This is a genomic window from Pseudomonas sp. PGPR40 (genome assembly GCF_022014505.1).
Classification (GTDB): Bacteria; Pseudomonadota; Gammaproteobacteria; order Pseudomonadales; family Pseudomonadaceae; genus Aquipseudomonas.
The window spans coordinates 86,237-98,662 of record NZ_JAKLSP010000020.1 but is presented as its reverse complement, the minus strand read 5'-3'; the positions used below and the strand labels follow the sequence as shown (position 1 = coordinate 98,662).

General features: G+C 52.7%; 7 protein-coding genes. All 7 read right to left on the bottom strand.

Features of this window, described 5'->3' with window-relative positions; genetic code table 11:
* Positions 1 to 60: 60 nt before the first annotated feature.
* The 7 genes from MEB48_RS18150 to MEB48_RS18120 all read right to left on the bottom strand — a co-directional run bounded on the left by MEB48_RS18150 (position 61) and on the right by MEB48_RS18120 (position 11,937).
* Complete coding sequence (locus tag MEB48_RS18150) at positions 61 to 3,237, bottom strand: type I restriction endonuclease subunit R (RefSeq protein WP_237885407.1); 3,177 nt, start codon at positions 3,235 to 3,237, stop codon at positions 61 to 63.
* 5 nt (positions 3,238 to 3,242) lie between these two features.
* Positions 3,243 to 3,443: a winged helix-turn-helix transcriptional regulator gene (locus MEB48_RS18145; RefSeq protein WP_237885376.1), complete on the bottom strand. Its 201-nt coding sequence runs from the start codon at positions 3,441 to 3,443 to the stop codon at positions 3,243 to 3,245.
* Positions 3,444 to 3,701: 258 nt separating this feature from the next.
* Complete coding sequence (locus tag MEB48_RS18140; RefSeq protein WP_237885375.1) at positions 3,702 to 4,877, bottom strand: SIR2 family protein; 1,176 nt, start codon at positions 4,875 to 4,877, stop codon at positions 3,702 to 3,704.
* Position 4,878: 1 nt separating this feature from the next.
* Complete coding sequence (locus MEB48_RS18135; protein WP_237885374.1) at positions 4,879 to 6,192, bottom strand: restriction endonuclease subunit S; 1,314 nt, start codon at positions 6,190 to 6,192, stop codon at positions 4,879 to 4,881.
* The gene (locus MEB48_RS18130; RefSeq protein ID WP_442969104.1) at positions 6,182 to 7,837 is read right to left on the bottom strand and encodes a class I SAM-dependent DNA methyltransferase; all 1,656 of its coding nucleotides are present in this window, start codon (positions 7,835 to 7,837) and stop codon (positions 6,182 to 6,184) included. Before MEB48_RS18130 ends, MEB48_RS18135 begins: the two co-directional genes overlap by 11 nt.
* A gap of 249 nt (positions 7,838 to 8,086) precedes the next feature.
* Positions 8,087 to 9,664 (bottom strand): DUF2357 domain-containing protein, encoded by a 1,578-nt coding sequence (locus MEB48_RS18125; protein WP_237885372.1) that lies wholly within the window; start codon positions 9,662 to 9,664, stop codon positions 8,087 to 8,089.
* 2 nt (positions 9,665 to 9,666) lie between these two features.
* Complete coding sequence (locus MEB48_RS18120; RefSeq protein ID WP_237885371.1) at positions 9,667 to 11,937, bottom strand: McrB family protein; 2,271 nt, start codon at positions 11,935 to 11,937, stop codon at positions 9,667 to 9,669.
* Positions 11,938 to 12,426 lie beyond the last annotated feature (489 nt).

The following is a 12,426-nucleotide window of genomic DNA, read 5'->3' as shown; positions in this document are numbered from 1 at the left end:
TCACACCATAAACGGGGGACACCAATTGCTGGATGTCCCACCTATTTTGGTGAGCGGTAATTATTTTGACCACTTCCCACTCAATACCTCGGCCTGTTTGAGCACCAGTTCGATTGCCTCATCTGCTTTATCCGGCGGGTATTTGTAGCGGCGCAAAGTGATACGCACCAAATTGCGCAACTTGGCCCGCACGCTGTCGCGCACCTGCCAATCCACTGTGGTACTACTGCGAAGTTTTCCGGTGAGTTCGTGTGCAATCTTCTTCAGTATTTCGTCACCCAACTCACGTACAGCGCTCTCATTATTGGCCAAGGCATCATAGAACGCCAACTCGTCTTCGTTTAGGCCAAGCGCTTCGTGGCGTTTGAGCGCCTCTTGGAACTCTTTGGCCATGGCGATAAGTTCTTCGATTACCTGTGCAGTTTCGATTGCACGATTTCGGTACTTGCGCAGGGTTTCCAACAGCCGATCGCTGTATTTTTTCTCCTGTACCACGTTGCTGCGGGTATTGGCGCGGATCTCGTCGCGCAGCAATTTCTCCAGTAGCTCCACGGCTAAGTTCTTGCTTTTCATAGCGCGGACATCGGCCATAAATGCGTCGTCTAGCAAGCCGATATTGGGTTTATCCAACCCAGCCAGCTCGAAGATATCCGCCACGCCCTCAGCCATCACCGCGTTATCGAGGATTTGTTTGAGCGCGGAGTTTTTTTCTTCCTCGGTGAGTTTCTTATCGACTGTCGTGTACTTAGTGATCACAGCCTTCACCGCCGAATAAAAAGCGATTTCCTTCCTATACTCGTCCGCTTCGTCTAGGGTGCCGCACAGGGCGAAGGCCTTGCTGATAGCTAATACCAAGTCGAGAAAGCGCTTCTTGCCATCGTCCAGCCCCAGCACATGGTTAGAAGCCGGAATCAGCAGAAAGGTGGCCTTGGTCGCGTAAGCACTGATATCGAGCTTCTCACCATTCATCTCGGTAGCGAACATGCCACGCAGCACATCAACTTTTTCCACCAGCAGGGCGAATGCTTCCTGCACCAGGTTGGCCGGTTGCCCCTTGCCGTTGGAGTCTGTGTAAGTTTTTAGCGCACTTTTCAGCTCGTTGGCGATACCGATGTAATCCACTACCAGCCCGCCTGGCTTGTCTTTGAACACCCGATTGACCCGGGCAATGGCCTGCATCAGATTGTGGCCCTTCATCGGCTTGTCCACATACATAGTATGCACGCAGGGCGCGTCGAACCCAGTCAGCCACATGTCACGGACGATCACCAGCCTGAGCGGGTCGCTGGCGTCCTTAAAGCGTTTCTCCAGGATCTTCTTCTGCAGCTTGTTATAGATGTGAGGTTGCAGCAGCTCGCGGTCGGTCGCTGAGCCAGTCATCACTACCTTGATTGCGCCACGGTGGAGGTCCGCACTGTGCCACTCAGGACGCAGTGCGACTATGGCGTTGTACAGATGAACGCAGATTTCTCGGCTCATGCCAACGATCATACCCTTGCCATCTAGGGTCGCGGTGCGTGTGTCGAAGTGCTGCACCAGATCGGTGGCCACCTGCCGGATGCGTGGCTCTGCCCCTACCAACTTCTCCAGGGTAGCCCACTGGCTCTTAGTTTTTTCTCGGAAGGAAATATCCTCTTCGTCCTCGATGACCTCCTCAACGTCGTCATTGAGCTGCTCGATCTCGGCCTGGTTGATGTCCAGCTTAGCTAACCGACTTTCGTAATAGATGGGTACGGTAGCACCATCATCCACAGCATCCTGGATATCGTAGATGCTGATGTAGCCGCCAAATACCGCGCGGGTGTCCTTATCTTCATTGGCAATCGGCGTGCCAGTAAAACCGATAAAGGTACCATTAGGGATGGCATCGTGCAGGTGCTTGGCGTAGCCACTCACATACTTGTGTCCAGTAACTTCACCGCTGGCCTTATCTTTCACTTCTACCAAGCGAGTTTTTAGACCGTACTGGCTACGGTGTGCCTCGTCAGAAATCACCACCACGTTGCTGCGCTGGATCAGGGCAGGATGCGTTTCTTCGCCTTCCAACAGCGAGAACTTCTGCACGGTGGTAAAAATAATGCCGCCGGACTGCCGCGACGCCAACCTCTCACGCAACTCCTCGCGGCTGTTGGCCTGCTCCGGCTCCTGCTTGAGTAGCATCTTGGCGCTCTTGAAATTGTCAAACAGCTGACCATCCAGCTCGTTACGGTCGGTCACCACCACCAGCGTCGGATTTTTCATCTGTGGTTGCTGCAGCAGCTTGCCGGCATAGCAGACCATGGAGATGCTCTTGCCCGAACCCTGAGTATGCCAAACCACTCCAGCTTTGCGTGGCTCCACCCGCTTACCGTAACTGGCACGCTCCTCTCGCAGCTCGCTCTCGTTAGCAGCCGCTATCAGCGTGACGCGCACTGCCTCGCGCACGGCATGAAACTGGTGGTAGCCGGCAATCTTCTTGATCAGACGATCACCATCCCGCTCGAACAGGACGAAATGACGGATGTAGTCGAGAAACAACTCGCGCTGGAAGAAACCGCGCACCACGGCCTCCAACTCATAAGATAGCAGCGGCTTGTCGTTCTCGTTATGAATGGTGCGCCAAGGCAGAAAGCGTTCCTTGTTGGCGGTCAGCGAACCGACTCGCGCGGTGACGCCATCGGAAATCACCAGGGCCTGGTTGAAGAGGAACAGCTCTGGAAGCTCCTCCTTGTAAGTCTGCAACTGGTTGCAGGCATCCCAGATATCAGCGTTTTCGTCGCCGGGGTTCTTCAGCTCAACTACCGCCATCGGCAGGCCGTTGATAAACACCAATAGATCAGGGCGGCGGTTAACCTGGCTGCCTTGCAGGGTAAACTGGTTGACTACCAGGAACTGGTTGTTATGCACTGCCTGGAAGTCCACTAGCTGAACATGTTCGTGCCGCATCACGTCTGAATCGCGGTACTGCACCGGCACTCCCTCCAACAGCCAGCGCTGGAACTGCTGATTGTTGTGAATCAGCACTGGGCTTTGCGGCTTGCCGAGCATCTCCACTACCTGCTCTTGCAACACTACCGGAGGAATATGCGGGTTAATACGCACCAACGCGGCAAACAGGCGACCGCTAAGAATCACTTGGCGGTAATCCAAGCGCTCGGAGGCCTCGCCATCAGGAGACAAATCCGGCCCGTAGGCGATCTCATAGCCGCCCTCACGGAACCACTCTAGGCACAGCTGTTCCAGCAAATCTTCGGTAATAAGCTTCACTGCATAACCTCCCAATGGCCACCCTTGGCCGGGCCGATGCGTCGCAAGTGCCCTTGCTGGCGCAGCTTGGCAATCTGTTTTCCCACCGCCCTCGGGCTGATGCCCAAACGCTCGGCCAGCATTCTGACCAGCAGGCGTGGCTCGCTGCGCAACAGCGCAAGAATCTTCTCCGAACGCTCCTCCAACTGACCAAACACGCGCTCTCCGTCAAGCACGGCGGTCATCTGCTGCAGTGATATGGGAGGGTGCTCAATGGCCATTGACACATGGAAGGCGCCGATACGGTTATCGCAGCGTGAATGGGATGAGAGCAAAGCTGAGTCCATCACCGACCAACGCCTGAGCTGCTCACAAATAGAGGCTCCCAGTTGGAGAATGCTTTGGGTAAGTTGGCAGGTCGGTTGATAACTAGACATCAACTAAATGCCCCACGCGGACAAAATAAGGACGTACCATCACTTCAAGCTCACCTTACGCTCCGCCATATCCACAGCCAGATCGACCAGTAGCGTCAACATCGAATGGTCGTGCTCTTCGACCCGGTACCAAATGGGCTGGATGTTTAGCTCCAACAGACGATTTTCTTTTGCCTGCTTTAGCGGGCCATTTTGAGGATCAGGCAAGAATGCAAAGTGCTTGGGAATCTCGAACTGTTTTGAAGCTATCACATGCGCAAACAAATCAAGCGTACGATCTTGCTCCAAAGAACAACCAACAAAAAGCAGAGAGTTACTGATATAAATCTGCCTTAAAGCTTTTGGCAATTCCTTACTAAAATCAAAAGCTGCTCCATACGCCCGCTCGTATTGCTCGCGGGTAAAAACATGTGTATCCGGGCGGGAGTGTTCCCCATGAAGTTTGAGAATGCACCGATCTCCGTTAAGAAGTCGATGAACAAACTCTATACCCTGTTTATCCCCCAGCATGCAGCCATCCACCAGAGAGCGATCGCCCTCGCGCAAGAACGTCTCGATAAGCTTGTCGAAATTTGTGGTTACTACGCAGCCACTAGAAAGCCTTGGCAACAGCTCAATTAAATAAGGGTAGCCTTTTTTAATTTCAGGCTCGTCATCATTTTTCAGACGAAACTCTGTATGTATAAAATTATCAACACCCTTCGGCAATTGCTCATATAACTGCTGCGCCGCCTCAAGAAAGTCAAAACGGTCTATTGCGGCCTCAATCGCAGCTACTTCAAGCCCTGCCAATCTGTGCTTAGCAATTAACATCTTAAGCGCACTACCCCACAAAGGGTAACCCGCTGCACTCGAAACACCCGCCCCAATAAACGGAGCAACTCGACGCTTACGAATAGCATCAACTAAATCTCTCAATACAGCCTCTTGGTGACTCTCCTCCAAAAACGCTATTGCCAATGAATGGTTAGATCTTATTTGTTCACCATTCCAGCTTTCCAGCTCATCCAAATAACTAGCGCGATCCACCCAATAGAGAATCTCGCCAACTTCATAACTGTAACTAGCCTTCTGATCTTTCAAGCTTTTAATACTAATCGGAGCATCGCCATTTAGAACAGCGTTAAACTCCGGATTTGACTCATACCCTGTGGTAAGAAATGACTCAATACGTTCGATGACAGCCTGATTTTCCTTAACCCTGTCAATGGACATATCAGGCCTCCTCAACCTTTAGCTCACCCGACAACAGTTTTGGTAAAAGGGTATCGCGAAGATTCGACAATACTCTTGCTTGGCTAGCCAAATTCTCGATATCAGAAAACAACGGCTCAACCAATTGCTGAAACTTCAGCAGCACATCTCGCCCCGGGTTCAATATCTGAACGGACTCAATATGACTTTTCGTTACCGCCTCTCTAGAACCGCCTGTATTCAGGCCGAGCAAATAATCTTTCACTTGTCGCTGCAATAGATGCAGATGCAGATAACGAGGTGAGATTTCACCCTTAGCACGAATAATTGCAACATGCTGATTGACCCGCGCAGGCAATACTTCCTGCGGAACAACACAAGTTCGCAAAATCGAGGCTCCAGTGATGTTCAGTAAAACATCCTCAGGAAAAACCTCAACGCCTTTTAGCTGGGCCGCGGCATCGTCGGAAATACGAGCCAACCCGCCCCAAACAAACTCCGAGTCATACACATTCTGGCTACGTATTAGGGCAACACCTTCATCGAGATAGACCTCACGCCCACCTTTTGGGGTCGCCCCGCTACCAACCTTACTGGTGAGTTGTTTCAAGGTTGTCACGTCCCAACCTTTCGGGATCAGTCCCACTTCCGAGTCCACCAACTCATTTGGAAAAAGAGCCGCCGTGGCAGCATCCATACCTTCCGGCTGTTGGCCGGCCATTTTGGCGCGAACAGGGCCGAAATCGACAAACCAGAATTTGAAGATGGCCTGAGCCATGTCCTGAAAGGTCCTATTTGTGCTTTGGCAAAGCTCAACTTTCATATCGATAGAGTTTAGAACAGATGCAATATCTCGCTGAACTTTCAGCGAAGGAAGTAATATTTCCGCCTTTCGAAAATCCTTTAACACCACCCGAGGAATTGCCGCACCAGATATAAAATTACTTTTCAAATACGCAACAGTTTCTCTTGACGACAAATAGAACTTTAGATAATCCGAATCAACCTCTATTGGATTTGGCCGAAGAATAGCTACGGACGACAAAAGAACAGCATCAAGAGGTTCTTTCACACTACAGACCGTATCAAGAGCAGTATTTCCATCTTTAGCGATTAAGACATCGCCAACTGCTGGTTTACAACCTTGCCTAACTAACTGCTCGAAATCCTCGACAGATATATGCCTAGCTTCTGAAAGATCAACACCAAACCGTGTCAAATCCTTTACGGAGGCCATCGGTTTTCCCTTCATCACAGACTTAGGACTGGCGTGAGCTCCATCTGTAATTTTCAGACACACATCACCGAGAGTCTTTCTATACCACTCAACACTCATAACCCAACCCCGCCAAGTTCTTCCTGATCTGCTCTTCCAGCCTGGCACTTTCATTGAACTGGCTTTTAAGTTGCGCGCTAAGCCGCTGCATCTTTCCGGCAAAGGGCTCGCCGTCCTCTTCGACTTTGACCGCTCCGACATAACGGCCGGGGGTCAGCACAAAGTCATTCAGGGAGATCTCGTCCAGGGTAGCAGCCTTACAGAAACCCAGCACATCCTCGTAACACGTGCCGGACTGCCAGGCATGGTAGGTGCTGACCACCTTGTGGATATCCTCGCGGGTAAAGTCGCGCAGCACGCGGTCTTTCATAAAACCGAGGTCGCGGGCGTCGATAAACAGTACCTCTCTACTGCGCTCACGCAGCGTGCGTCCGCTGGCACTTTCACGGGCGTGCTTATTTTTGGTCAAAAACCATATGCAAGCGGGTATCTGTGTATTGGTAAACAATTGACCCGGCAGGGCGACCATGCACTCCACCCGGTCACCCTGCAGCAGATTCTTACGGATTTCACCTTCATTATTGGTATTGGAGCTCATCGAGCCGTTGGCCAACAGCAGACCCAAGCTACCGTTGGGGGCCAGGTGGTAGAGCATATGCTGCAGCCAGGCAAAGTTGGCGTTGCCATCCGGCGGGGTGCCATAGACCCAGCGCGGGTCGTCGTCCTTAACCCCACTTTTCCATTCCTTCATATTAAAAGGAGGGTTGGCCATCACGAAGTCGGCGCGCAGGTCCGGATGCAGGTCTTCGCTATATGTGCTGGCCCACCGACCACCGAAGTTGAAGTCGATGCCACGAATGGCCATATTCATCGCCGCCAGGCGCCAGGTGGTGGGGTTGGACTCCTGGCCGTAGACCGAGATATTACCCAGCTTGCCCTTGTGCTCTTCGATAAAACGCTCGCTCTGCACGAAGAAGCCACCAGAGCCCATGGCGGGGTCATATACCCGCCCCTTGAACGGCTGGAGCATTTCCACGATCAGAGTGACGATGGCCTTGGGTGTGTAGTACTGGCCGCCCTTCTTACCTTCGGCTAAGGCGAACTGGCCAAGAAAGTACTCATAGACGTGGCCGAGAATATCCTTGGCGTGCAGGCTGGCGTGCTGGAAGGGGATGCTCCCAATCAGGTCGATCAAGCCTGTCAACTTATCCGGTTCGATGCTCAATTGGGTGTAGGTCTTGTTGAGCACGCCCTTGAGCTTGTGGTTTTCCTTTTCCACATGGTCCAAGGCGGTATCGATTAGCCAGCCAATAGTGCGCATCTCCATCGCCTGGTCGCCCTGGGCGGTTCTGAGCATAAAGTGTGTACCGATGGGTAGCTTGGCGTTGTTTTGCAGAGTGTCCCATCGGGCGATTTCCGGCACCCAGAACACGTTCTTCTCGGTGTAGAAATCGCGTATTTCCAGTTCTTCCTTGATCAGCTCTTCGTCGCCCCCCAGATAGTAGTCATGCTCGGGATCACGGAATTGAGTTTCCAGCTCAACGCGTCGCTCGGCAAAGGTATCGCTGACGTACTTGAGGAAAATCAGGCCAAGCACCGCGTGTTTGTAGACGGCGGCATCAAGGCTGGAGCGTAATTTATCGGCCGCATTCCAGAGCTTTTTCTCCAGCCCGTTGAGAAATTGCTGTTCTTCGTTGCTGGTCATTCCATTCATACCTTGTATGCATAACAACAGCGACTGACAAGACGCTGCCTTGGGCAAAAAAATTCAGGAGGGCGATTTTGCCAGAGCTCCGAGATCAACGCGCACTTTAACTCCGGGAGCCCTAAAGGGAAACGCAAAAAGGGGGAGCACTATGGCCTTAGCCGTGGAGCAATCCTGATTAAATCAAGGCTTACATCACAGATGCGGGCTACGGATTTCACGTTGCCTCTAGGTAATCTTGTGGAAAACTCATCCCATGATCCCGAGCTCAGACTGGCTGCCTAGGTCTTCCCAAATATCGGTCACAGTGACGGCGTCGTCACCGCAGCCCATCACTACTACCCCTACCCCATTCGCACACCGATAGCCATCGGACTCCAATCCTGGAACGCCGCCCCCCTTTGGCACCAGCAGAACCACGCAGTCTGGTCGACGCCCTTTCCATCGTAGGCTGTCTCGATACAAATGCGCGGACTCCATCCCTTCTAGTACCCCTTGTCGGCTGACCCGATACTTCGCATCAGCTATAAAAAATCGGCTCGTCTCAGGAGACTTCAGCGTAATGGCAATGTCGGGAAATCTTTGTCCCGAAATGCTCGTAAAACCTTCATGGGGAGTTTCGCCGAAAGCGGAGCATTGCACTTGCAACCACACGTTTACTTCAAAGCCAGGACCACTCCCTGTCCACCGAATGCAATCGTTGCGTTGTGTAGGATATGTCCCCTTCCACTCCAACCACGGATACCGCTGTCGCATCAGTTCCACAATTTTCACGTAGCACCAGCGCTCATAGATTTCCCACGTTGGACTTATCCATAAACTCTCGCCGTTGTCGTTACCTATCAATCCTGAGCGCAGTATGTACCAGGCAAATCGGTAAGCTCTTGCATATACCGGATGGGCTGAAACAGCATTCAGCCCCGCTGCGGACAGCCTGCAACTTTTAAGGCTACGGAACGGTTCCATCCGCTGGATACGGCGAAGTGCCCCATGCAACGATTCTAGATACTCGATCCGGCGACCCAGCCGAGGTGCCAACGCGGATCGGGTGTTCGATTCGCGCTCCTTTTTACTCATCTCCACTTGAAAAGCGAGACTGACTTGACGGCTGCGACGAATGACTTCGATCAGGGCGCAGGCCAAGGCCTGATTAGCTGGATTATCGAGGTCATTGAAAACGGTCGAGATGTCGAATTGGACCTCGCCAGGCGCGCGGGATGGCGCGGCGTTTGAATGAAGAAGAGATAGAGCAGCCGGATCCCTCAATGCCTTACGGATCGTCCGCTGGTCGAGCCGCTTGACCTGGTTGGCATTGGCCTGAGTTCTTTCACGACGTAAGCAGGTCAATGGCTTTTCGGTCACGCGACTGAGGGCGGAGATGAGTTGCGCCCCATAGCGCCGCAGTCTGGAGTATTGAAGATGCAGGTTGCTAAGACTGCCGTCGATACCGATTTGCGTTTGAGCGTGTTCCGTTCCAAACAACAGATTGGGATCGAACGCGAGGATCTCGCCGATCATCCGAGAAAACGACTCATGCCCCAACTTATTGGTCTGAGGTGAGACATCCAGGCGATAACTGGCGATCAATTTATCCTGCAGATTCATCAACTCGGCCACAACCTCGCCCGCGTAAAATCCGGGAGTCCATACCCAGACAGCTGCGCCGTGGTGAATCTCCTCTTCGAGCGCCACATCGTCGATATAAAGCCGGTGCTCGGGTATCGCTACGAAATAGTAATCACCTAGTTCGCTAAAGCCCGGCGACAGATCGCCGGGCGTCACTTCGGAACGGTTACCGTCCTTGTCGATACAATGGATAGTCGCCATGTTCAGCGCCAGAACCGGGCGGATCCGAGGTATTGCAGGTCGTCAAGCAGCTCACGTACCTTTTGAGCGGATGCATTCAGGTCGGTATTTTCCAATATGGTTTTCACCAGACCGAAGGCGTTCTTAATGCGTGGGCTGTCCTCTCCTCGAAGCTTGGGCAGCACTTTCGCGTAAATCGCTTGATCCAGTGCGCTATTAAAATCGATCACGCCACCCCGCTCGGCCTCCTGAATGTAACCAATCACATCATGGATGGTGCGCCAGCCAAAGTGCAGACGCACAGGCCGCAGGGCCTGTACAAGATCCTTGAGCGCTTGCCGTACGACGGTGATTTTCTGCTCAGATAGTTTGCAGTTTTTCCAACCAGGAAAAGATTCAACATCAATGTCCCAGAACTCGATGACGGCAGCGCGATCAAGCACCTTATCGCTCAGGCCATGGGTCGTTTCGTCCATATTGACAGTGCCAATGATAACGAGGTTGTTGGGATACAAGATGGCAGGTGGCACTCCGTTTACCTCACCGTCCTGGGCGTGCAGCTCGATGTTGTCGCCGGTTTCCATGGCCGAGAGCAGTGGCGCGAAGTATTGCTCGGGATGGGACAAGTTCATTTCGTCCAGCACCACAGTGTAGGGACGATCGGGATCGGCGCTAGCCTGAAGTAGAAAATCAAGGAAGCCAGTGCGCACATAGGTGTCGCTGTCTAGTGGATTAACGTAACCCAGAAGACAAGAAGGGTCATGCCAACCTGGTTGCACCGGAACAATGAGTAAACCACTTTTTGGGTTGGCCTCGTTGCTCCTCATACCAAGGGCATAACCACGTGCCAACAGCGTCTTGCCCGCTCCGCTCAGCCCGGTCAGCACCGCAAAATGCCGACGAGGATGACTCCATAAACCAGCGTCGAGTTGGCCGATAAGCTCGTCCTTGAAGCGGATGCTTTCGTCAAAGCTGGCGATGATGCGCTTGAGTGGAAGACGCTCTAGCGAACCGCCGAAAACCAGATTACCTGAAGCAACATCAGCAACCGTCGACAATGGGGCCGCTACCAGAAGCACATCAGGGACCCAGTGAATGCGCGCCGCCCAACTTTCTCCTCGGTCGGACAGACGAAGCATTTTATCGGACGATAACTCGACCAGTTGCAATGCCCGGGTCCAGTTAATCAAGCTGTTGGGCACAAAGGTACTTGTCCAGTTTGCGTTGACCTTTTGCAACTCGGCGACGGCCGCCTTAGCGGACAAAGGTGCCTTTGTCAGGGCATACAGGAGGTTGTCGATACCCAGTATCCGGGTCAGAAGCCAGTCGGCCACTTCATCAGGGTCGCCGGACTCCAGAAAACCATCCCCCCTAGAGGTCAACACAAGGTTGTCGCCGTCTGCTCGTAAGACCCCCCATTCGGCGATCAGAGCATTCATCTGAGTAGAAATGGTGGCAGGCGCCAATGCGGGATTCAGCGAGCGCATATGCTCACGAAAATCCTCTCGCTTACAGCCCTCCCTCGCAAACTCGATCATCGCCCGAATGGTTGAAACATAACCGCCTATCGCGAGCATACCGCGGCGTCGGCGATCTGCAGGCAGAGGATTAAGCCTTTCCTCGCCAGTAGCCGGGTCTGCGGTCTCGGTGGCTTCCAGTTCCTGATTCTGCACATGTATCACGTAAAGCAGCCATGAGAGCGTCATGCGTTCTACCCAGCCTTGCGAGAAAGCTGGACCCGGGTTGCCCAGCACCGCTTCTAGGCGCTCTTTGACAAGTCGATGCAGAGCCAGCCGATGTTCGGCCCCTCGACTGACGCCCATTGCAGCCGCCAGTTCGCGCAGCTTGCGGTGATGTGTAATGGTCGTGAAGTCTTCAGGGCACAGAGCAGCGAACAAACGGTAGCGCTTCAACCGAGGATTGCGTTTGACCAGAGGCTCTACCAGTTCAGCCACCTGGGCCCAGGCTTCGTTGATCAACAGCTCCTGTTGGGCAGGATCGAGGTCGGGGTACTGCGACTTCAACCTCCAAAGACATTCGGCAATCTGGGATTCCTTGGCCACGGCGGAGATATCGATGCGGCCCATGCCGGTTGCCGATACCGCTTCGCTGTCCCACAGCTCTTTCTGGAAAGCCTCACTGACGAATTCCTGATGGCCGGCGTTGCGAACCTTGAGAAGGAAAGCGGAAAGCTTTTTGACCCATGCATCATGGCCGGGGCGAAGGCGGTACTGCTGCAGTACGTTTTCGCAGGCGGTCTTAAGTTGGTCGTCGTCTTTTAAATCAACAGCCATGGGTCGAGCTCTCCTTGCTAGATGGGTCAATGTGCACTGAACCTAATGATGTCATTATGACACTCGATAATCATACTCCTGGGGGATAAAGTAACCCTTGCGATTGCCTCTCCCTTGAACAAGTAGTGCTAACGATTAGCACAGCCCTCAGCTACATCTGATCCATGTACTGCCTCACCTCATCGCTGAATCAGCCAAGCTGACATAGCATTGGCTAATGACAGAATTAATGTACCTAGTCCCTGCCTAGGATCTGACCTTCCCTATTAGCATGAGAGAACATACGACATACTTTCAAAGGGTAAGGCCTCCCTCGAAAGTTTTTCCGCCGGCCGCTCAATACAAAAATGAAGGGAAGACAAAGAACAAAAACCTCCAAAAAAGCCGGTCTTTTACCGGAAAAAAATCAGATAAGAAGCGCAAAAAATGGGGGAACAAATGGGGGTTCAGAGCGTTTGTAAAAAAATATAATTCTTTGTTTTTCAAAAA